Source organism: Acinetobacter sp. YH12254, assembly GCF_013417415.1.
GTDB lineage: Bacteria > Pseudomonadota > Gammaproteobacteria > Pseudomonadales > Moraxellaceae > Acinetobacter > Acinetobacter pseudolwoffii.
The window spans coordinates 181,799-203,580 of sequence record NZ_VPEB01000005.1 but is presented as its reverse complement, the minus strand read 5'-3'; the positions used below and the strand labels follow the sequence as shown (position 1 = coordinate 203,580).

The 21,782-nt window shown below is 43.6% G+C and carries 18 protein-coding genes; 3 read left to right on the top strand and 15 right to left on the bottom strand.

All coding sequences use genetic code 11. The features are described from left to right. Nucleotides 1-34 precede the first annotated feature (34 nt). The 7 genes from FTV29_RS05430 to FTV29_RS05400 all read right to left on the bottom strand — a co-directional run bounded on the left by FTV29_RS05430 (nucleotide 35) and on the right by FTV29_RS05400 (nucleotide 8,949). The gene (locus tag FTV29_RS05430; RefSeq protein ID WP_257224478.1) at nucleotides 35-688 is read right to left on the bottom strand and encodes a hypothetical protein; all 654 of its coding nucleotides are present in this window, start codon (nucleotides 686-688) and stop codon (nucleotides 35-37) included. A gap of 86 nt (nucleotides 689-774) precedes the next feature. After that, nucleotides 775-1,689 (bottom strand): phosphate ABC transporter ATP-binding protein PstB, encoded by a 915-nt coding sequence (pstB, locus tag FTV29_RS05425; protein WP_005171697.1) that lies wholly within the window; start codon nucleotides 1,687-1,689, stop codon nucleotides 775-777. Between the two features lie 13 nt (nucleotides 1,690-1,702). Then, nucleotides 1,703-3,094 (bottom strand): phosphate ABC transporter permease PstA, encoded by a 1,392-nt coding sequence (gene pstA / locus FTV29_RS05420; RefSeq protein ID WP_005096458.1) that lies wholly within the window; start codon nucleotides 3,092-3,094, stop codon nucleotides 1,703-1,705. Further along, nucleotides 3,094-4,473: a phosphate ABC transporter permease subunit PstC gene (pstC, locus tag FTV29_RS05415; protein WP_074383000.1), complete on the bottom strand. Its 1,380-nt coding sequence runs from the start codon at nucleotides 4,471-4,473 to the stop codon at nucleotides 3,094-3,096. The genes pstA and pstC overlap by 1 nt, the downstream gene beginning before the upstream one ends. A gap of 104 nt (nucleotides 4,474-4,577) precedes the next feature. Then, nucleotides 4,578-5,609, bottom strand: a complete 1,032-nt coding sequence (locus FTV29_RS05410) for a substrate-binding domain-containing protein (RefSeq protein WP_005171700.1) — start codon at nucleotides 5,607-5,609, stop codon at nucleotides 4,578-4,580. Between the two features lie 430 nt (nucleotides 5,610-6,039). After that, nucleotides 6,040-7,572 (bottom strand): aspartate aminotransferase family protein, encoded by a 1,533-nt coding sequence (locus FTV29_RS05405; RefSeq protein ID WP_180075209.1) that lies wholly within the window; start codon nucleotides 7,570-7,572, stop codon nucleotides 6,040-6,042. A gap of 3 nt (nucleotides 7,573-7,575) precedes the next feature. Next, nucleotides 7,576-8,949 carry a diaminobutyrate--2-oxoglutarate transaminase gene (locus tag FTV29_RS05400; protein ID WP_005096454.1) on the bottom strand — a complete coding sequence of 458 codons (1,374 nt, stop codon included), beginning with the start codon at nucleotides 8,947-8,949 and terminating at the stop codon, nucleotides 7,576-7,578. A gap of 476 nt (nucleotides 8,950-9,425) precedes the next feature. Here FTV29_RS05400 and FTV29_RS05395 point away from each other — a divergent pair, with 476 nt between their 5' ends. Beyond that, a complete protein-coding gene (locus FTV29_RS05395) occupies nucleotides 9,426-10,130 on the top strand; it encodes an SIMPL domain-containing protein (RefSeq protein ID WP_005096452.1) in 705 nt (234 codons plus the stop codon). Between the two features lie 164 nt (nucleotides 10,131-10,294). Continuing rightward, nucleotides 10,295-10,891: a phosphatase PAP2 family protein gene (locus tag FTV29_RS05390; RefSeq protein ID WP_005096450.1), complete on the top strand. Its 597-nt coding sequence runs from the start codon at nucleotides 10,295-10,297 to the stop codon at nucleotides 10,889-10,891. A 74-nt stretch (nucleotides 10,892-10,965) separates the two neighbouring features. Here the strand turns inward: FTV29_RS05390 and proB are convergent, their stop codons facing one another. Together proB and cgtA are read right to left on the bottom strand one after the other, a co-directional pair. Next, nucleotides 10,966-12,099 carry a glutamate 5-kinase gene (gene proB / locus FTV29_RS05385; protein ID WP_074383013.1) on the bottom strand — a complete coding sequence of 378 codons (1,134 nt, stop codon included), beginning with the start codon at nucleotides 12,097-12,099 and terminating at the stop codon, nucleotides 10,966-10,968. Nucleotides 12,100-12,126: 27 nt separating this feature from the next. Beyond that, a complete protein-coding gene (gene cgtA, locus FTV29_RS05380) occupies nucleotides 12,127-13,344 on the bottom strand; it encodes an Obg family GTPase CgtA (RefSeq protein WP_180000441.1) in 1,218 nt (405 codons plus the stop codon). 265 nt (nucleotides 13,345-13,609) lie between these two features. On the opposite strand from cgtA, the gene FTV29_RS05375 reads away from it, so the two are divergent. Continuing rightward, nucleotides 13,610-14,803, top strand: a complete 1,194-nt coding sequence (locus FTV29_RS05375) for an MFS transporter (protein WP_180075208.1) — start codon at nucleotides 13,610-13,612, stop codon at nucleotides 14,801-14,803. Between the two features lie 25 nt (nucleotides 14,804-14,828). On the opposite strand, the gene FTV29_RS15110 is transcribed toward FTV29_RS05375, so the two are convergent. The 6 genes from FTV29_RS15110 to uvrB all read right to left on the bottom strand — a co-directional run bounded on the left by FTV29_RS15110 (nucleotide 14,829) and on the right by uvrB (nucleotide 21,573). Further along, a complete protein-coding gene (locus FTV29_RS15110; protein WP_005096445.1) occupies nucleotides 14,829-15,422 on the bottom strand; it encodes a hypothetical protein in 594 nt (197 codons plus the stop codon). A gap of 29 nt (nucleotides 15,423-15,451) precedes the next feature. Beyond that, a complete protein-coding gene (locus FTV29_RS05365) occupies nucleotides 15,452-15,826 on the bottom strand; it encodes a helix-turn-helix domain-containing protein (protein WP_005171768.1) in 375 nt (124 codons plus the stop codon). A 187-nt stretch (nucleotides 15,827-16,013) separates the two neighbouring features. After that, nucleotides 16,014-17,471, bottom strand: a complete 1,458-nt coding sequence (locus FTV29_RS05360) for a glyceraldehyde-3-phosphate dehydrogenase (RefSeq protein ID WP_005096443.1) — start codon at nucleotides 17,469-17,471, stop codon at nucleotides 16,014-16,016. A 251-nt stretch (nucleotides 17,472-17,722) separates the two neighbouring features. Further along, entirely contained in the window at nucleotides 17,723-18,655 is a 933-nt protein-coding gene (rarD, locus tag FTV29_RS05355) for an EamA family transporter RarD (RefSeq protein ID WP_074383018.1), read from the bottom strand. Nucleotides 18,656-18,818: 163 nt separating this feature from the next. Then, nucleotides 18,819-19,406: a lipocalin family protein gene (locus FTV29_RS05350; protein ID WP_100355227.1), complete on the bottom strand. Its 588-nt coding sequence runs from the start codon at nucleotides 19,404-19,406 to the stop codon at nucleotides 18,819-18,821. A gap of 145 nt (nucleotides 19,407-19,551) precedes the next feature. After that, nucleotides 19,552-21,573 carry an excinuclease ABC subunit UvrB gene (gene uvrB, locus FTV29_RS05345; RefSeq protein WP_005096439.1) on the bottom strand — a complete coding sequence of 674 codons (2,022 nt, stop codon included), beginning with the start codon at nucleotides 21,571-21,573 and terminating at the stop codon, nucleotides 19,552-19,554. Between the last annotated feature and the right edge of the window lie 209 nt (nucleotides 21,574-21,782).

Below are 21,782 nucleotides of genomic sequence, written 5' to 3'. Positions count from 1 at the left end.
TAGATTAGGTCAATTCTGATTTTTTCAACAGCATTTATTGATCTTGTTGCCAAGCATGTCCACGACGGATCAATAATTTATATTGATTCATAATTTCATGGATCGCGAACAAACGAAAATACCAAATAAATAAAAGTGTATAGATTACAGCTATAATCAAAGCATTCATTGGCCACCAGGTTAATATAATAAAACCTCGATGACTTGTCCCCGAAGGGGTCATCAATGAATATACCGCAATAAAAAAAATGATCGTAATAAGCACAAAGAAGTATTCACCAAAACGCGTATGCATTAATGGTTTCTTGCCCTTCTCTTGTACTTTTAGATAACGATGAAATTTAAATTGAGCATGTGCTGTAATATAAACACGCCATTTTTGTTTAACTTCAATATTATATTTTTGATGCTTTAACATATAAAAAATCACAAAGCCCAAGAAAGTATTCACGATCACAAACACGTCATAGAGCCAACGATGATAGTTGGTCATTCCCTGACTTTGTGAAGTAATGAACAAGCCTTCATAAGGGACAATCAAGGCTAATATGATACTGAACAGCACCATCACTAAATCAAAATATTGATGCATATAAGCCGTTCCAAAAAGCACATAGAACATATCTTTCATCGCGATTTGCGTCAGTTTAGCTTTTTCTTTAAATTCAAGGGTCTGTTGCATTGTCATTATAAATTTTAAAAAACTTATAGAACATAACAAAAAAAAACAGAATCCTAAGATTCTGTTTTAAAAGATTTATTTTTAAAATCGTATTAACCAAAACGCCCTGTAATATAAGCTTCAGTCAATTGATGATCTGGTTGGGTAAAGACTTTTTCGGTCGCATTCACCTCAATTAAATCACCCAGATGGAAATACGCAGTACGGTCAGATACACGCGCTGCCTGTTGCATGGAGTGGGTTACAATCGCAATGGTATATTGAGTTGAAAGCTCAGAAATCAGCTCTTCTACTTTTGCTGTTGCAATTGGATCCAGCGCAGAACATGGTTCATCCATCAGAATCACTTCAGGCGAAACTGCGATGGTACGCGCGATACATAAACGTTGCTGCTGACCACCTGACAAACCTGTTCCCGGCTGATTCAAACGGTCTTTTACTTCTTCCCACAAACCGGCTTTACGCAAACTGCCTTCGACAATTTCTTCAAGATCGTATTTATCACGTGCAAGACCATGTAATTTCGGGCCGTAAGAAACGTTGTCAAAAATAGACTTTGGAAATGGGTTGGGCTTCTGAAATACCATACCGACTTGAGCACGTAGCAAGACCACATCCAGGTTTGGATCATAAATGTCCTGATTGTCCAGCATGACTTTACCGGTCACACGACAACTGTCAATGGTGTCATTCATGCGGTTTAGGGTACGCAGAAAGGTTGACTTACCACAGCCTGATGGCCCAATAAAAGCAATCACTTCATTTTCATAAATGTTCAGGTCAATGCCTTTAATCGCTTCCGCTTCACCATAGTACACATGCACATCAGATGTACTCAGTTTCACATTTGTCGACTTTTCATCTTTTTTGCTGCTACTTTGCGTATCGAATTGGGAGACAAACGATGTTGCTGGCTTTTGTGTAGCCTCATCATTAGTGAATTGTGTCTGTTGTGGATTCACGGATTGATCCTTTTTTAAGGAGTTTTGAATAACAGTTGTGTTCATGATTCTGCCCCTATTACCAACGGACTTCAAACTTTTTACGTAACCAGATGGCCAGACTGTTCAAGCTGATCATCATGGCCAGAAGTACAATAATTGCTGCTGCGGTACGTCCTTCAAAGAAGTTACGTAACTCATTGCCCTGCCATAAGAAAATCTGCACAGGTAACGCTGTAGACTGATCAAATGGTGTGGCTGGAACGCTGGCAACGAAAGCACTCATCCCGATTAATAACAATGGTGCAGTTTCCCCTAATGCTTGCGCGACCCCGATAATGGCACCGGTTAAAATACCCGGCAAAGCCAATGGCAAGACATGATGGAAAACCGTTTGCAGTCGTGAAGCACCCAAGCCCAACGCTGCCTGACGAATCGAAGGTGGAACCGCTTTAAGCGATGCACGTGTAGTGATGATGACAGTTGGCAAAGTCATCAGACTCAGCACCAGACCACCGACCAGAGGGGCCGATAGCGGTAAATGCATCCAGCCAATAAAGATCGCGGCACCCAGCAAACCAAACACAATCGATGGCACTGCTGCCAGGTTGTTGATGTTGACTTCGACAATATCGGTAATCCAGTTTTTCGGCGCAAACTCTTCCAGATAGATCGCAGATGCCACCCCAATTGGAATCGAGATAAAGATCACGATCATCATCATGAACAGTGAGCCCATGAAAGCGCCTGCCAGACCTGACGTTGCCGGTGAACTACGCGAGTCAGGGCTGGTAAAAATATTAGTATTGAAACTGTTTTCGATTACACCTGAGGCTTTCATCTCGTCCGCCACCTGGCGTACTTCAGGACTGAGTTGTTGCTGTTCTGCTGGTAACGAACGATCAATATTACCCGCCAGCCAGACATCGACATTGGCATCTGCCAGAATTTTAACCTCTGTGCTTTGACCGACCAGACTTGGATCATTCATGACCATGTCACGTAAGCGATAAGCCTCAGAACTGGTATATAAATAACCCAGTTCATCACGCTGACTTTCCAGCTTGCTGTCTCTGGCGATCATGCCGTTGATGATCAGTGCATCCCAGTCCACCATGCCGACATCCATTTGCCAGGCAATCATACGCTCTTCAAACTGCGCCGGAGACTCTCCCGCAGCTGGCTTGGGTTTTGGACCAATCTCTACAATGGCCGGATCGAAATGAATCGGCAAACTCATGCTGCTTTGCCAGAAGGCAGGCAAACCTTTGGATAAAATACTGCCGAAGAGCAATACCACAAAGAACAGACCGGCCAATACCGCAGAGAAACCAAATAGACGGAATGTTTTTTCTTTACGATGACGTCGCCCCAAAGAGCTTTGAATGGTCTTCTTACGCTTTTCACGCAGCTCGGCAGCGACGGATGGATCAACACGCTGATCCACAGGCGTTGTATTTGAAGTACTCATTAGTCGTATTGCTCACGATATTTACGCACGATGATCAGTGCAACAATGTTCAAACCTAGGGTAATCACAAATAAGGTCAGTCCCAGGGCAAAGGCCACCAGTGCTTGCGGACTGGCAAAGTCGGTATCACCTGTTAATTGATTGACGATGGTAATGGTGACCGTAGATACGGCTTCAAGTGGATTGGCATGCAGCTGCGGACTGTTCCCCGCTGCAAGTACCACGATCATGGTTTCACCAATCGCACGGGATGCTGCCAACAGGAAAGCACCAATAATACCCGGCAAAGCTGCAGGTAAAACCACCTGACGGATCGTTTCAGATTTGGTTGCACCTAGCCCCAGAGAACCATCACGTAAGGCACGTGGCACCTGGGTAATAATGTCATCGGATAGAGAAGATACGAATGGAATAATCATGATGCCCATCACCAGACCCGCGGTCAGCGCACTGGTGGCATTAATTTCGAGTCCGACCATGGCACCCATGGCTTTAAGAAATGGACCGATGATCATCAAGGCAAAGACACCATAAACAATCGTAGGAATACCCGCCAACACTTCAATGGTCGGTTTTGCCCAAGAGCGGAAGCGCGGTGATGCATATTCTGCCAGATAGATCGCAATCATCAGACCGACCGGTACCGCGACCAAAAGTGCGATCGCACTGACCATGAGCGTACCCCACAGCAGTGGCAATAAACCGTAACTGCCCTCGGCACTGCCAGAAGTGCTAAACCCCGGGTTCCATTCGGTACCAAAGAAGAAATCCAGTGGACTGACGAAGCTGAAGAAGCGCATCGCCTCACCAAACATCGACATGACAATCCCGAGCGTGGTCAGAATTGCCACGCCCGAACACAATGCCAAGCCGATATTCATCATTTTCTCGACTTGGTTACGTGCGCGGAATTCCTGGCTAATACGTTTTTTGGCCCAGACCAGACCTGCCAGTGCAGCCGAAATCACCACTGCCAATTTGGCAAAAGTCCCAATGGTCGAAAATTTAGCTAACTGTTCTGCTGCGGCCAGTTCATAGGCTGCAGGTGTATCACTGACACCGAAACCTGAGGCAAGTGCCTGAACACGATCAACAACAACGCCCAGACTCGCCGGATCCAGATTGGCCGAAATATCCTGCGGCAAATGGTTGAGTACCACTTGCTCCAGAAAACTTGGCTCAACCATATTCCAAACAATCAAAATTAAAAACGCAGGGATACCACACCACAGTGCCACCAGTGCACCATAATATCCGGGACGCGAGTGTAAGTTTGCAGAATTGCTTCCCTTACCTGCTAAGTTACGGCTTTTACTTAATCCGATTTGATAGGCTATGGCCATAATGGCCAATAACACACCTATAAGTAGCAGATTCATGTATTCTCCACTGTTTTCTCAATTTTCATGGTTTGAAAAAACTTGTTTATCGCAAAAAGCCGATGGTAGGTTGACCCTACCACCAGCGATTTCAAAATCATCGATTATTTTACAATGACCGCTTTACCAGCCTTGAAATTTGCCAGGACTGCTGCGCGTTCTTTATCAGACATTGAAATCAGACCTGCTTTTTCCAGCTTAGAGCCCTTACCTGATACCTTCTTGTTCAGGAAGTATTCAGTGAACTGTGGTAAGCCTTTGATCGATTTCAAGTGTTCGCCTTTCACGTAGAAGAACAATGGACGTGATACCGGATAAGCACCATTCAAAATCGTTTTTTCAGAAGGTGCTACATTGTTCACAGTTGCAACACGTAAGCGGTCACGGTTCTGGTCATAGAAGCCCAGACCAAACACCCCGACTGCACTTGGAGAAGTTTTCAAACGTGCCAGTGTTTCGGTATAGTCGCCTGCAATTTCAACTACACGGCCATCTTTACGGAATGTGGTACAGGCTTTTTTCTTGGCATCTTTGTCTAGAGACTTAATTGCAGCATACGATTCACAACCTGCATCCACCATTTTCTCCTGGAACACTTCGCGCGTGCCATGATTCGAAGCAGGAATCACCAGCGTGATCGGCTCATTCGGAAGTGCTTTGTCAATTTGGTTCCAGCGTGTATACGGATTGGCGACCATTTTGCCATTTGATGGAAGTTGTGCAGCAAGTGCAGCAAAGACATGCTGTGGACGCAACTTATAAGCCGCTTTATTGGCATTTGAAGCAAATACGATACCGTCATAACCGATTTTGATTTCTAATACTTGGTTAACGCCGTTCTTTTTACATTCAGCCAGCTCGGTAGATTTGATTTGACGCGAAGAATTCGCGATATCAATGGTGTTATCACCCACGCCATTACAGAACTGCTTCAAACCGCCTGACGAACCGCCAGAACCGACAACTGGTGTTTTAAACTGTGGAAAAGTATTACCGAATTCTTCCGCCACGATACTGGCATATGGAAGTACAGTTGAAGAACCTGCAATTTGAATCGTGTCACGAGCTGCATGTGCAGTCGTTACAGCAGCTGCCCCTGTTAATGCTAATGCTAAAGCTATATTTGTAAAGCGCATTCTAGTATCTCTCTCATTTATACAATTTGGAGTACGCCACTTTTTATTCAGTTTTGTACTTCTTTCGATACCTGCATTTTGATTTTAGAATATGACAGATAAGTTACAGCTTTATTACGATTTAGTGATTTTTAATCTAGCAGTTTTTTCTTGATTAAATTTTTATGGATTTCAATGATTAAGTTCTTTTTGTCATTCACTTCAATAAAAAATTTTAGACCAATGACATGTAACAATTTTTATAAACCTGAACTCAGGATAAATCCTGCTCCCTAGCGTTACATAATTAGATGACGATTTTATAACAGCTTAAAATAAGTACATATACTCGGTATTTTTCTGATGAATCTACCTATAGAATTGATCATTCTATGACTCAAAAATAAAAAAAGGAGATCATTTCGATCTCCTTTTTTCACACCACCATCACTTATGCAATGGGTGGCGTATAAGTACCATCAGCAATTGAATCTTTGATACGATCCGCTTCTGCAAGCACCAGTGCCAGCAAGTTCTTCACGTTATCCAGCGTTGCAACCGGGCTTAAAGTCGTCATTTTCAAGGATTGAACCTGAGCGACTTTCGTCACACCAATATTCGCTTCACCACGTGCAAACAGCTCATCTGCCACGTTCTGGTTCAGTGTATCTAAAAGTTCAACCGGATAGCCCGCTGGAACCACACGGAACAGCACAGAAGCGAATTGTGGCTCAAGCAGAAGCTCCAGACCGTCAGTCACTTTAATATAATCTGCCACATCACGCGTCAAACCAACACCGTGATCGATCATCGAACCATAAAGCTCTTCACCTAATGCTTCCACCGTCATCCACAATTTCAAGGCATCAAAACGACGCGTGGTTTGTAGTGACTTCGATACCAGGTTCGGCACACCATGTTCTTCATCATAGGCAGAGTTCAAGTACTCCGCTTCATAATGCATGAAACGATAGTTTGCTTCGTCTTTCAGCAAGAACGCGCCACACGAAATGGTCTGGAAATAATGCTTATGGAAATCGAGCGTAATCGAATCAGACAGCTCGATACCATCTAACATATCGCGATGATCGTTAGACAGAATTAAAGCACCACCCCAAGCTGCATCGATGTGCATCCACGCGCCATATTGGTTGGTGATTTCACGGACTTTCTTCAGTGGATCGATTGCACCTGCATCGGTTGTACCCGCAGTTGCCACCACACATGCCACGATTTTGCCTTCGTTTTGAAGGTGCGCCATGGTTTTTTCCAGTGCGTCCATGTCCATGCGCGCATTTTCGTCCACAGGAACAGTCACCACTGACTGGAAACCCATGCCCATCATCGCCATGTTCTTTTGCACAGAGAAATGTGCATTTTCAGAACAGATGACTTTGACATTACGCATCGCATCCGCAGGAATACCATCACGCTGAACCGACCACGGCTTACCGTTTTCGTCTTTCCAGTTTTTCGCGATGCAAGCATCACGTGCCAGCAGTACGCCCATCAGGTTAGACTGTGTACCACCAGAGGTGAATACGCCTGCCTGACCTGCACCATAACCTACTTTTTGACGTAACCAGTCGATTAACTGAACTTCCATCAGTGAACCGGCCGGGCTTTGATCCCATGAGTCCATTGACTGGTTGGTTGCGTTAATCAGCACTTCCGCAATCTGACTGGTCACCATGGTTGGGCAGTGAAGATGCGCAAGTGAATGCGGATGATGTACTTTTAAGCTCTTGTTGAGGAATAACTCAACCATACGCTCTAAAGATTTCTCTACACCCAACCCCTGTTTAGAAGGATTAAACGTAATCGCGCTGCGCAGCTCGTTAATGCTGCCACCCGTGTACATTTTGTCATTTTGCAACCATGCTGCAACCGCTTTGGTCGCTTGATCCATGGCTGACTGGTAGTCAGCGATGGATGCAGCATCATTACAAAGTAAAGCTTTACGATGTTCTGCAAAATCTACCATGAATTATGCGCCTCGAACTGCAACAAGAGCTTCAGCAACTGCTTTCTTAAAGCGAGCAATCACTTCAACACATTCGTCATGCGTGATGATCAATGGGCAAAGTAAACGAATTACCGTACCGTTACGACCACCTTTCTCAAGCAATAATTTATTGTTGAAACACGCCGTCTGGATCGCTGCTGCCAATTGACCATCAGCAGGTAAAGAACCCATGTGATCTGCCTTTTGGCGCTCGTCCACAATTTCAACACCAATCATCAAACCGCGACCGCGCACGTTACCAATACATGGGAATTCGGCAGCTAATTTTTTAATCTCAGCTTGCAGGAAATCACCGCGTTCTTGGGCATTTTGCGCCAGGTTTTGTTCTTTAATGGTATTGATCGTTGCAAGACCTGTACCCATTGCCAACTGGTTACCACGGAACGTACCGGTATGACCTGCTGGCTGCCAAGCATCAAACTTACGTTTAATACCGAGTACTGCGAGCGGCAAGCTACCACCAACAGCTTTAGACATCACCACCACATCAGGTTCGATGCCCGCATGTTCAAAGGCAAACATTTTACCTGAACGTGCAAAGCCCGCTTGAACTTCATCAAGAATCAACACGATGTTGTGCTTTTCAGTCACTTCACGGATTTTCTTCAACCATTTCACAGGTGCAGTTACCACACCGCCTTCCCCTTGAATTGCTTCAAGAATCACAGCTGCCGGTTTAGTCACGCCGCTTTCTACATCTTCAATGAAGTTTTCAAAGAAATACGTTAAAGCGTCAACACCCGCTTCACCACCAAGACCCAATGGGCAACGGTATTCATGCGGATACGGCATGAATTGAACGCCTGGCATCAAACCGTTAACTGCGTTTTTCGCAGACAGGTTACCGGTCATGGCCAATGCACCATGCGTCATACCGTGATAGCCACCAGAGAAGCTGATCACCGAGCTACGACCGGTAAAGGTTTTCGCAAGTTTGATGGCTGCTTCTGTTGCATCTGCACCGGATGGGCCACAGAACTGCAAGCAGTATTCTTCTTGACCACCTGGAAGATAAGAAAGAAGTGCTTCAGTAAAAGCATCTTTTAAAGGCGTAGTTAAATCCAGTGTATGCAATGGCAAGCCGCTTGCAATTGTATCCTGGATACTTTGAATGACTGCAGGATGATTATGGCCCAATGCCAACGTCCCTGCCCCAGCTAAACAATCAAGGTACTCAGTACCTTCAACATCGGTAACCCAGCAACCTTGTGCTTTCGCTATCGCTAACGGTAATTTACGTGGATAACTACGCACATTCGATTCCATCTGACTTTGGCGAGTCAAGTAGTATTCGTTTGTGGAATTGGTGGCAGGGTTTACAGAAGTAACGCTCATATCGAATTACCATCTCTGATATGGGTGAAAGAAATAAGTCTGGTGACGTTTGGTCCTTTGACTCGGCGCTTTATAAAGAGGTTCTAGCTAGCAGTTTGTATTTAAATAACTAGGAGGCGGATGATACCGAATTTTTCAGGAAAATAAACAACTTTCAGTTGCATTTTGTCCTAATCTTTATCGAAAAAAAACATCACACCAACCTATAACCTGAATGATCATCTTACAGTGTGACAGCAGAAAGAAAAGCGGGTTCTTTTATGCTTTTTTGTAGCACAGCTAACATTCAGGCAAAAAAGCTTAAAATCCACCATTAAGCACTTAATTATTAACGATAAACATAAATCAAGTAAGAGTGTAAAATGAAAGAAAATTTAACACTCTTACCACAAATATTTCGTAAAAAGATCACAATTGAGATTTAATATTTTAACAACGGCTTAGATGGCCAATTTTAAGAAAAACAGGACAATTTCATGCGTCTCTTAGCACTTACCAGTTTTATCCTTGCATCTACCTTGGCCACAGGCGCATTTGCAGCTCCGGCTGAATCGCTGAATTACAATGTTGTGAATCTTTCAGCAGAGGCCAGTCGTGAAATCTCAAATGATGAAATGCATGCCGTGCTTTATATTGAAAAATCCAACAAACAGCCAGCTGAATTGGCTACACAAATTAACCAGCTAATGAATCAGGCCATTACCACAGCGCGCAAATATCCAACTGTGAAAATCGAGACGGGCGCACAAAGCACTTACCCTATTTATGACAATGATAACCGCAAATTGAAAGAATGGCGTGGACGTGCCCAGATTCGTCTGGAATCGAAAGATTTTAAAGCAGCGTCTCAACTGATTGCTGAATTACAACAGCACTTCCAGACCCAGTCGATTAACTTCAAAGTTTCAGACGAAAAGCGCAAAAAAGTCGAAAATGAGCTGATGATTGAAGCCTCTAAAAACTTCCAGCAACGCGCACAGGCACTGACTCAAGCCTGGAACAAACCGAGTTATCAACTGGTAAACTTAAATCTGAATACCAATAACTATTCACCACAACCTGTACCGCGTATGGCCATGATGAAAGCTGCATCGGCGGATATGGCTGTTCCAGAGCAGGAAGTTGCTGCGGGTGAATCGCAAATGACGGTGAGTGCCAATGGTGCGATTCAGTTTAAATAAGATTTCATCATATTATTCGGATTTTTAAGAACCACCCTTTTGGGTGGTTTTCTATCATTTGAATATTCTTTAATAATCAAGGCTACAAATTCATACAAACTCAGGTAGGAATTGAGGTTTGACCGGTTTAGAGTAACGGACATTTGTACCAATCCTCTCTGCTCATGTCTCTTGACCAACTGAATCTTTACCTGTTTCATATCCTAAATGTACCTGAACACGCCTCGATCTGGATGATCCAATATGCCTCCCTGATTGCGCATGATCTGGTTTATCTCTTTCTGCTGATTTTTGCTATTGCCTGGTTCCGTGGCAGTTATGAAGTAAAAACTGGCATTATCAAGGCATTTATTTTTACAGCAATTACCTTGTCGATCAGCGAGGTATTGTCCGCGATCCTGAATACCCCACGTCCGTTTGTAATAGATATTGGTCGCACCCTGATCGAACATGCACCTACAGGTTCTTTTCCCAGCAATCATATGAGTATTTTTAGTGGGATTGCCCTATCTTGTTATTTTTCATCACAACGTGATTTGGGAAGAATTCTAATCTGGACAGCTTGGCTAGTAGCTTGGTCACGTGTTTATGTCGGTGTGCATTTTCCGATGGATATGCTGGGTGCATTCCTGATTGCAATAACAGTAAATTTAGCTGGATTACCATTGTGGTGGAAATATCAGGATAAACTCATGCAGTTTATTTTAACTATTCATCAGTCACTGTTTGCGCCATTAATCCGGATGGGCTGGATTAAATAAATCGCATTAAGATGTCATAAAAAATCCCGCTCGAAAGCGGGATTTTTTATGATTGAAATTTAAATCTGAATGACTTAGTAAATCGCCATATGATTGCGGTGAATCATCTCGAGTGAACGTGCTTCACCTAGAACCTGATGCACTTTATCAGAAGCCAGACCACGTACAATATCTGCCGAACGCGAACTAAAGTTAACACGACCGACTGCAATTCGGTGACCTTGTGTATCCACACATTCCACCACATCACCGCGCTCAAAATGTCCTTCAACCGCTTTGACGCCGACAGGCAACAAGCTACGATGATTGTCTTTAATGGCCTTTACCGCACCATCATCAATCACCAAACGACCTGCCGTTTGCAGGTGTGCTGCCAACCATTGCTGATGCGCGGTCATCCGATCTTTGTCAGTCACAAACAAGGTTCCTAACAATTCACCAGACATCAGACGAGATAGCACAGCATCACTATCACCGCTTGCAATTAAGGTCGGACAACCGGACTTTGCCGCCAGTCGTGCAGCACGAACTTTGGTCAGCATGCCGCCGCGACCAAATTTACCACCACCACCGGCCATATCAAACAGGCTCTCATCCATCGCACGTACCGTATGGAATAGTTTGGCATCTGGATTCGAGCGTGGATCTGAGTCAAACATACCTTCCTGATCCGTTAAGATAATCAGAAGATCTGCATGCACCTGACCTGCCACCATGGCAGCCAGCGTGTCGTTATCACCAAAGCGGATTTCATCGGTAGAAACGGTATCATTTTCATTAATCACTGGAATCACGCGCCAGTCAATCAGGTTCTGCAAAGCATCACATGAATTGAGATAGCGGCGACGATCTGCCAGATCATCATGGGTCAACAATACCTGCGCCGTTCGAATCTGGTGTTTCTCCAGTACGCTTGACCAGGTATGAATCAGGCCCATCTGACCAATGGCAGCACAAGCCTGAAGACTGGGTAGATCGGTGGGTCGATTCTCAAGTTTCATTCGCACCATACCTTCAGCCACAGCACCGGAAGACACCAGAATAATCTCGTGTCCTGCATTGTGTAGATCTGCGATTTGTCCCGCCCAGTGCGAGATGGCATCTAAATCTAAACCTTGTCCGTTTGCTGTGAGTAAAGATGATCCGATTTTAACAACGATTCGTTTACAACCCTTGAGCTGACGCTGCCCATCTACCACTTCTATCATCTTGTCCTCAGACTCTTCTCTCAGAGATTAGCGTACGTAGTACACTTCCACATCACTATCATCATCGCCATCTTCATCATCTTCGTCGTCGCCCAGAATACCGGCAAGACGTTGCTGACGACGCATCTCACGATACGCTTCTTTTGCAGCGATGGTTTGTTCACGTGTTTCAGCTTCAAGCTGATCACGGAATGCTTTCATTTCTGCTGCATATTCTTGATCTTCAGCTTCGCGTTCACGCTGCTCTTCAATCTGATCCATCAGGTAGTAAACCACGTCTTTGGTACCTTCAGCGGTTAAGCCAGAAGTTTCAAAAACCGGGCCTTCCCACTGCAATTCTTCAAGAATATGAGTACACCATTCTTCACGTGTTTCTTCAGCCAATTGGTCGACTTTATTCAGCACCAATACGATCGGCAGTTTTGAAAGTGTTGGGGAGAAATTTTCTAACTCTTTCAAAATTGCTTTGGCATTATGCGCCGGATCTGAACCATCAATCGGTTGTACATCAACGATGTGTAACAAGATACGGGTACGTGCCAGATGCTTCAGGAAGCGAATCCCTAGACCTGCACCTTCAGATGCGCCTTCAATCAGACCCGGAATATCGGCCATCACGAATGAACGGTGACTGTCGGCATCGACCACACCCAGGTTTGGCACCATGGTGGTAAATGGATAATCTGCCACTTTTGGTTTTGCCGCCGATACTGCACGAATGAAGGTTGATTTACCCGCATTTGGCATACCCAGCAAGCCCACATCTGCCAGAACTTTAAGCTCCAGACGGATTTCACGGAATTCGCCTTTTTGACCATGCGTACACTTACGTGGTGAACGGTTGGTCGATGATTTAAAGTGAGTATTTCCTAGACCACCGTCACCGCCTGCTGCCACTTTCACGCGTTGACCATCTTCGATCAAGTCACCAATAATGTCGCCAGACTCGACGTCTACAATTGTTGTTCCAACTGGAACTTTTAATACGGTGTCTTCACCGCCACGACCAGCACAGTTCGCCCCACGGCCATTTTTTGCTCGTTCTGCACGGAATTTACGTGTATAACGATAATCAACTAGCGTACTGGTGTTGTCGTCAGCCTGTATATAAATACTGCCACCACGACCACCATCACCACCATCTGGACCACCAAATGGCACGAATTTTTCACGGCGAAAACTGGCTACGCCATTGCCACCGTCGCCAGCCTCTACGGTAATGACTGCTTCATCAACAAAGCGCATATTGCCAATCCTCTAAAAACTTTAAAACCCCATATTCTGCCATATTTTAAAGAATTTCTCGACTATATTTATATGCTATTCCATGAAGATCGCTTATTTAATCCTGTCATGTTATTGAGCAGCCATTAATTTTTGATAAGTTTCAAAACTAAGCTCTATGCTTTTGTTTTAATATACTTTTTAATGATCACTTGATTGTTTTTAATTATTTCTGCTTTGTCGTGCAACTACCTATAGTGCAGGCAATGTTAAAAGAGTTGGGCCTATGAGCAATTCAGAAAGGAAATCTGTCAGTCCATTGTCATCACAATTTGTATTATTGATGGCAATGGCATGTGGCTTATGTGCAGGCTCTGCCTATTTTAACCAGCCTCTGATCTATTCAATCGAGAAAAGTCTGGGCATTAGTACCAGTCAGGCCGGTTTTTCCGTGGTGATTGCACAGATTGGTTATGTTCTCGGCTTAATGCTTTTGGTTCCTTTGGGAGACTTTCTGAATAAACGCAAACTGATCGTTAGCTTAATGGTCTTTGCAGCCATTTCGCAGATATTGCTTTCATTCAGTACAACTTTATCAATGCTGTATCTGTTTACCTTGTGTGCCACCTTTGGCGCAATCTCGGCGCAGGTCTTAATTCCTTTTGCATCGACCATTAGCCCACCTGAATCCAGCGCTGCTACAGTGGGTAAGCTGATGAGTGGGTTGGTGATGGGAATTATTCTATCACGTACCTTTGCCGGCTTTGTTTCCACTTACTGGTCTTGGGAAGGTGTGTATTTATCCAGCGGTGTGATCACCTTGCTCTTTGCAGCACTCATGTGGAAAAAACTACCCGATACTCAAGCTCAGGCAGGCTTAACTATTGGTGACATTTACCGCTCTTTGTTTAGCCTTGCAGGTCAGAATCCACATTTAATCCGGCGTGCCTGTGCGGGTGCCTTGGGTTTTGGAATTTTATCGATGATCTTTACCTCGATGACTTTTGTATTAGGCAATGCACCTTATTATTTCACCGATTTCGAAATTGGGTTATTTGGCTTACTGGGCGTGATCGGGATTTATTCATCAAGCTGGTCAGGCAAAACCGTAGGACAAGGTAGAGAAAATCTGGTCGCCAAGCTATGCATTGTCCTGATGTTCGGCTCTACACTGCCCTTATATTTTGCCCAGCACAATATTGTAATCTATGCGATTGGTGTGCTGATGGCCTACTTTGGTCTGACAGCCTTCCATGTTTTGAATCAGAATCTGGTTTATCGGATTGATCTTAAATCGCGTTCACGTATTAATGCAGTCTATATGACGATTTACTTTAGTGGTGCCGCTTTAGGTTCGCTTGGTGCAGTCTATGCCTGGGAGCAGTTTGAATGGATCGGTTGCGTGATCCTTGGCTTTATTTTCTCGATTGGAATTTTACTGATTGATCGCTTGGATTTTAAGAAAATGCAAAATGCTTGATTCACAAAGGAATAAATCGATCGGTTTATTCCTTTTGGTAAAGTACATACTTCATTAACTCTGTTCTAAGATTAGAATTTTGTTCTCGATGAATACTACCTAATTGAGGTGTAATATTCGCGATATGTTCCAAATTTTCACTACCAACCAGTGCGTTATATCTTACATAGTTAAGCAAACATTGATTTTGAAATCTCCTAATTTGGTCTTTTAATTCTCCATCAGATATTGCTTTACCTAAAAATTTAAAAGCATCTTCTTGCTCATTAAATATAGATATAAATTTTTTATTCAATATTTTTATACTTTCATTTCGATCAGGTTTATAAATTAAATAATTACATATTTGATTACTAAGATGCTCAAGCTCAACAAGTTGAATAACTAGTCCTTTACAATAATTAGCAATTACTTCTACCCCTTTCTGCTCTCGCCAACTGGTATAGGTCATTAATATTGCAAGCGGTGCAAAGATCGTTGCTGACCAAAGCAAGAGATTGGTCGCTAAAGCAATATCAACATCTAAAAGTTTGAAGATTGCATAAATCGCAATGCATAAAACTAAAATGATTGCATACACTGCCAGTAAAGTAGCCAACAGATTTTCTGACTTTTTCATCTCTTGCTACCCCAAAAGCAATTTAGCTTCTATTTGGCAACACGTTGTTTATTTTCTAAAATTTCTGGTAAACCACGTTCAATCCAGTGAATCATTTGCATCACTTTATCTGCAGCTTGTGAACCGGTAATGGTCAACTGATATTCCACTTTTGGTGGCACAACCGGATAAACCGTTCTGAGCACAAAACCATCTTGTTCCAGCACTTTTAAAGTCTGGGAGAGCATCTTTTCACTCACCCCTTCAATCCGTTGTTTCAGTTCACTAAAACGATGCACACCTTCACTCAGGCAACGCAACACCAAGACCGACCATTTATTGGCAAGATGTTCCAATATTTCACGTGATGGACATTCAGTTGATAAAACCTGCCCTAGTAACGGACTAATTGCATAATTTGTCATAAATCTATCTCGGGATTTTATTACTTACTGATTTTAATATACTTACTCTTTGTAAGCTAACAGATTAATATTTCGTCAGCAAGCTGATTTACATTTCGTGATTGAATCGAATCCACCCGACTTCAATAAAAAATAAGTATAAAAAAAGAGCCTCCATAGAGACTCTTTTTTAAACTACATCAACAAATTATGCATTTGTTTCTGCAGGAACTTTAGGATAGCTTACGCCGCCCATTTGTTCAGCAATACGTAATACCTGGCAGCTATAACCCACTTCGTTATCGTACCAAACATAAGCAGTTAAACGGTTGCCTGAAGTGATTGTTGCTTGCGCGTCAAATACACCTGCAGTGCGTGAACCAATAAAGTCAGAAGAGACCACTTCAGTCGAGTTGGTATAACCGATTTGACCTTGAAGGATCGAACCGATTGAAATCTGACGAATATATTCGTTTACTTCATCACGATCAACGTCTTGACCTAAAGTCAGGTTAAGAATTGCAAGTGATACGTTTGGCGTAGGAACACGTACAGAATTACCTGTCAATTTACCTTGAAGTGCTGGCAGCGCTTTAGCAACTGCTTTCGCTGCGCCAGTTTCAGTAATAACCATGTTCAATGTTGCAGCACGGCCACGACGGTCCGCTTTATGGTAGTTATCGATCAAGTTCTGGTCGTTTGTGAACGAGTGAACTGTTTCAACATGACCATTTAACACGGTGTATTTATCATGCAATACTTTCAGTGTTGGAGTAATTGCGTTAGTCGTACAGCTTGCAGCAGAGATGATGCTATCTTCAGCAAGGATGTCCGCCTGGTTCACACCGTAAACCACATTCTTCATGTCACCTTTACCAGGTGCAGTCAAAATAACACGAGCAGCGCCCGGGCATTTCAGGTGTTGAGCAAGACCTTCAGCATCACGCCATTTACCAGTGTTGTCGATTACAAGTGCATTGTTAATACCATATGCTGTGTAATCCACTTCAGAAGGATTAGACGCATAGATCACTTTAATGAAGTTACCGTTTGCAATAATTGCTTCGTTTTCTTCATCTACAGAAATCGTGCCTGCAAATGGGCCATGAATCGAGTCACGACGCAGTAGAGATGCACGTTTTTCCAAATCACCATCAGATGATTTACGAACCACGATTGCTTTCAGGCTAAGACCGCGACCCAGACCTGATTGACCAATCATCAAACGTGCCAGGATACGACCGATACGACCGAAACCATAAAGAACTACGTCTTTATGTTCTACAGCAGCAGCATTACCTTCTAGAGATTTAACAGCGTCTGCAACAAATGCATCGATGTCGCCGCCTTTTTCTTTAAATTCAACAGCAAGTTTACCTAGATCAACTTCAGCAGAACCGATGTTCTCAACTTTCGCCAATGCTTCAAGAATTGGGAATGTATTTACAACCGAAAGTTCAACATCGAGTACGCGAGTACGGCGGTGTGCTTTCAAGATCTGAATCACAGAACGGTTAATTAAAGAGCGACCATAAACTGTAGCTACAATATTTTTTTCACGATATAACTGACCAACAAGGGCAATCATGCGTTCCGCAAGTTCTTCACGGTTTTTCCAGCGACCTTGGTGCTCTGCATGTAGGGCAACGATAGTGTCTTTGCTCACAGATACGTCCTCTAATTAATTGTAAATCTAGGCATAAATTTCAAAACCCGATAATTGTAATGGAATTGGAGGCAACTTTGAATCAAAAGCTCACCGAGACGAGTGGTTTTTAACGTATATTCACTATAAATCTGGGAAATAGTTGCAATTAGCTAAATGATTTTGCATTCAAAAATTTTAAAAGCATGCGTTTTCCCGTACGGAGCAGAAATTTGTTAAATGTTGTTTATTCATTCGATCTCTTTTTAATTTTAAGAGTCTAGTCGATCCTGATAGTTTGCCAGATTTTTTTTAAGCGCTAATTGCTGTTTACGCTGCTTAAATAGATGCAGAATTCCTTCAATCACCAGCACCAATACGGCAAGCCAAATTGGAATATAAGTCAGCCACTCGCCAGCTTCCACACGCTCCCCCAAAGCCATCGAGGCAAAGGCCAACAGCACAGGTTCCAGATAACTCAACAATCCAAAGATCACAAAGGGTAAATATCGGCTGGCGAGAATATAGCTACCGAGTCCCAGTGCGCTCAAAAAACCCAATACCAATACTGCCCAGATTAAATGAGAATGATTTAACATGAGCTGCATCGAGTCGCTATAAATAAAACCCAGATAAAATGCAGCGGGCAAAATCAGAAATAGATCCCACCAGAAGCCCCCCAGATGATCCGTAGCAAATTTACGCCGCATGAAGAAATACAAAGGATAGGCCAAAGCCACATAGACCGTTTCCCATGCAATTGAACCAATTCGCCAGATCTCATGCCCCACACCCAATACCGCCAAAGCGACAGCGACCATCTGGAATGATGACAATTTTTCTTTATAGAGCATACAGCCGACCAGCACCATCACCAGAGGCAACAAAAAATAGCCGAGTGAGACTTCTAGGCCACGACCATTGATAGGGCCCCACAAGAACAGCCATAATTGTGTGGTACATAACAGGGAGCTGATCAGCAGCCAGATCAACAAGGCAGGTTGCTGCAAAACCCGCTTAAAGATACTGCTGATATGTTGCAGATCACCCGACCACCACATAAAGGCAGTTAAAAACGGAATCGTGGCCAGCATGCGCCAGGCAAAGGTCTGTTCACTATCTAAAGGCTGCAAGAAAGGCGTAAATACATAGAGCACCCCGAAAACCACCGAGGCCAATACAGATAACGCAATGCCTTTATACATAGTCAAACTCTACTTTCATTCGCCGGCATTATAACGATTAGTACACTAGAAAGCTTGATGCTTCATCTATTTAAAGTGAAATCACTACCCTACTTTGAAATATATTTTTGCTCATAAAAATAAAAAACCATGCCTAAGCATGGTTTCGATTAAGAAGATATTTCTATCTTTGCGTTTGTTTGGTATGAATCACATCACTCAGGTCATAACCCACAGACTGTGCATATTGCAAATATTCGTTTACAACATTTTTATCTAATTGCGGATTACGTGACAGTATCCACATGTATTTACGTTTAGGCTCACCGACCAGAACGGTTTGATAATTCTCATCCAGTTTTAAGACCCAATAATCGCCACGCCCGACCGGAATCCAGCGAATAAATTCGGGCAGGAAACTGACTTTTAATTTGGTATTTTGCGGTGGATCTTGCACAAATGCCTCACCCAAGGATTGGGTGGGCTGACCATCTTTTTTCATACAGCGGTTATCGACCACAATATTGCCATTTTCATTTAAGGTATAGGTTGCAGTGACATCACGATCGCATTTATTTTGAAAAGACAAAGGCTTGCGCGCCACTTCATACCAAGTCCCCAAATAACGGTCCAGTTCTACTTTTTCAACAGTGGCTAATGGCTCATTTTGCGCATAGGCCATCGTCGCCGCGCCCAAACCAAGAAGAACCGCACTACCCACAGCAATTTTTGCCAGCTTCAATCCATTACCTGAAGAATTTTGAGTTGTCATAAAAATACCTATTATATGTTCACAAAATATTTATTTAAAAATTTTCTGTTCTTACAATAGCCTTATCCAAGCACTTGATTTGTTACATTATGTTTGGTTTATGATTGACTTTAGGTCATCGAAATAAAACTTCATGTAAAAAAAATCAATCAAACATCTGGGCTTTTAAGCGCAAAATTTCATCACGCAGACGTGCAGCCTGCTCAAACTGTAACTCTTTAGAGGCTTTCAGCATTTCCTTTTCAAGCTTGTTAATATGCTTCGCAAACATTTTCGGGTCTGCCATGATATGTCGTTCATCTGCACTGATCGCGCGCGCCTGATCAGAAGCTTTCAATTCAATTGAATCATCATCCAATATTTCACCGGTATCAATTTCCTTGATTACCTGACGGACTGCGCTACGCGGAGTAATACCATGCTCTTCATTAAACTGAATCTGCTTGGCGCGACGTCGATCTGTCTCATCAATGGCTTTTTGCATTGAGTCAGTTATTCGATCTGCATACAAAATCGCCCTCCCTTTCAGGTTACGCGCAGCACGCCCGATAGTCTGAATGAGAGAACGCTCAGAACGCAGGAAACCTTCTTTATCGGCATCCAGAATCGCAACCAGCGACACTTCCGGCATGTCCAGACCTTCACGCAGCAGATTAATTCCGACCAGTACATCGTGTACACCAGTACGCAGTTCATGAATAATCTTGACGCGCTCAACAGTATCGATATCCGAGTGTAAATAAGCGACCTTAATCCCGTACTCTTTCAAATAAGAGGTCAGGTCTTCGGCCATGCGCTTGGTCAAGGTGGTGACCAATACCCGCTCGTTGATATCTTTGCGCAGATTAATTTCTGAAAGTACATCATCGACTTGCGTCAGTACCGGACGAATTTCAATTTCAGGATCGATCAGACCGGTCGGACGTACCACCTGCTCGACAATCTGCTGCGATTTTTCCAGTTCATAGCGAGCTGGCGTGGCGCTGACATAAACGGTGGTCGGAACAATGCGTTCCCATTCTTCAAATTTCATCGGGCGGTTATCTAGCGCGCTTGGCAAACGGAAGCCGTAATTCACCAGATTTTCCTTACGCGAACGGTCGCCCTTGTACATCGCGCCGATCTGCGGCACAGTCACATGCGATTCATCAATAATCAGCAAGGCATCATCGGGAATATAATCGAACAAGGTGGGTGGCGCCTCACCTGAAGGACGTCCAGACAAATGACGCGAGTAGTTTTCGATGCCATTGGTATAGCCCAACTGCTGCATCATTTCCAGATCATAACGGGTACGCTGTTCAATCCGCTGCGCTTCCAGCAATTTGTCATTTTCACGAAAGAACACCAGTCGTTCTTTGAGTTCTTCCCGAATGGTTTCAATCGCGCGGGATAAATTGTCTTTGGGCGTGACATAGTGACTTTTGGGATAAATCGTCACCCGCGGGACTTTGCGAACCATTTTCCCAGTCAAGGGATCAAACCAGCGAATGGAGTCAACTTCATCATCAAACAGTTCAATCCGGATGGCATCCTGATCCGATTCTGCCGGGAAAATATCGATAATTTCGCCACGAATACGATAAGTACCGCGCAGGAATTCCAGTTCATTGCGCGAATACTGCATTTCGACCAGACGGCGAATAATGTCATCACGACCAATGCGATCGCCTTCCACCACATGCAGCAACATGCTCATGTAGGCATTCGGATCACCCAAACCATAAATTGCAGAAACTGATGCGACAATAATTGCATCACGACGTTCTAATAATGATCGGGTCGCGGAAAGACGCATCTGGTCAATATGGTCATTAATTGCGGCATCTTTCTCGATAAAAGTATCTGAAGATGGCACATAAGCTTCCGGCTGATAATAATCATAATAACTGACAAAATACTCGACGGCGTTATTCGGGAAAAATGCTTTAAATTCGCCATAAAGCTGTGCAGCCAGCGTTTTGTTATGTGCCATGACAATAGTCGGACGCTGGGTCTGTGCAATCACATTGGCCATGGTATAAGTCTTACCCGACCCGGTAACGCCCAGTAAAAGCTGATCATGAAAGCCCTGTTCAATACCCTTGACCAGCTTTTCAATGGCCTGTGGCTGATCACCTGCGGGTTGATAACTGGTTACTAATTCAAAGGGTTGCTTATCAGTCACAGCTACATGTCTCAACTCGAATGCGGATCAGGAATTTTAGCAGATTTCAGACTTTCCGGAGCAGATTCCATAGCCAAAATACCGAAATCCAACAGATGATGACAGTCGAGAAATATGTTGAGAATTCTCATATTTAGTCAGTCTTTCAACATTCAGGCCATCCCTGCTTTTTACTTGACCCCAACCCCGATCAAAGGCAACATGAAGAT

Excerpts from the sequence above, each read along its gene's own strand:
- FTV29_RS05430 (WP_257224478.1), bottom strand. The coding sequence starts at position 688 with ATGACAATGCAACAGACCCTTGAATTTAAAGAAAAAGCTAAACTGACG.
- pstB (WP_005171697.1), bottom strand. The coding sequence starts at position 1,689 with ATGAACACAACTGTTATTCAAAACTCCTTAAAAAAGGATCAATCCGTG.
- pstA (WP_005096458.1), bottom strand. The coding sequence starts at position 3,094 with ATGAGTACTTCAAATACAACGCCTGTGGATCAGCGTGTTGATCCATCC.
- pstC (WP_074383000.1), bottom strand. The coding sequence starts at position 4,473 with ATGAATCTGCTACTTATAGGTGTGTTATTGGCCATTATGGCCATAGCC.
- FTV29_RS05410 (WP_005171700.1), bottom strand. The coding sequence starts at position 5,609 with ATGCGCTTTACAAATATAGCTTTAGCATTAGCATTAACAGGGGCAGCT.
- FTV29_RS05405 (WP_180075209.1), bottom strand. The coding sequence starts at position 7,572 with ATGGTAGATTTTGCAGAACATCGTAAAGCTTTACTTTGTAATGATGCT.
- FTV29_RS05400 (WP_005096454.1), bottom strand. The coding sequence starts at position 8,949 with ATGAGCGTTACTTCTGTAAACCCTGCCACCAATTCCACAAACGAATAC.
- FTV29_RS05395 (WP_005096452.1), top strand. The coding sequence starts at position 9,426 with ATGCGTCTCTTAGCACTTACCAGTTTTATCCTTGCATCTACCTTGGCC.
- FTV29_RS05390 (WP_005096450.1), top strand. The coding sequence starts at position 10,295 with ATGTCTCTTGACCAACTGAATCTTTACCTGTTTCATATCCTAAATGTA.
- proB (WP_074383013.1), bottom strand. The coding sequence starts at position 12,099 with ATGATAGAAGTGGTAGATGGGCAGCGTCAGCTCAAGGGTTGTAAACGA.
- cgtA (WP_180000441.1), bottom strand. The coding sequence starts at position 13,344 with ATGCGCTTTGTTGATGAAGCAGTCATTACCGTAGAGGCTGGCGACGGT.
- FTV29_RS05375 (WP_180075208.1), top strand. The coding sequence starts at position 13,610 with ATGAGCAATTCAGAAAGGAAATCTGTCAGTCCATTGTCATCACAATTT.
- FTV29_RS15110 (WP_005096445.1), bottom strand. The coding sequence starts at position 15,422 with ATGAAAAAGTCAGAAAATCTGTTGGCTACTTTACTGGCAGTGTATGCA.
- FTV29_RS05365 (WP_005171768.1), bottom strand. The coding sequence starts at position 15,826 with ATGACAAATTATGCAATTAGTCCGTTACTAGGGCAGGTTTTATCAACT.
- rarD (WP_074383018.1), bottom strand. The coding sequence starts at position 18,655 with ATGTATAAAGGCATTGCGTTATCTGTATTGGCCTCGGTGGTTTTCGGG.
- FTV29_RS05350 (WP_100355227.1), bottom strand. The coding sequence starts at position 19,406 with ATGACAACTCAAAATTCTTCAGGTAATGGATTGAAGCTGGCAAAAATT.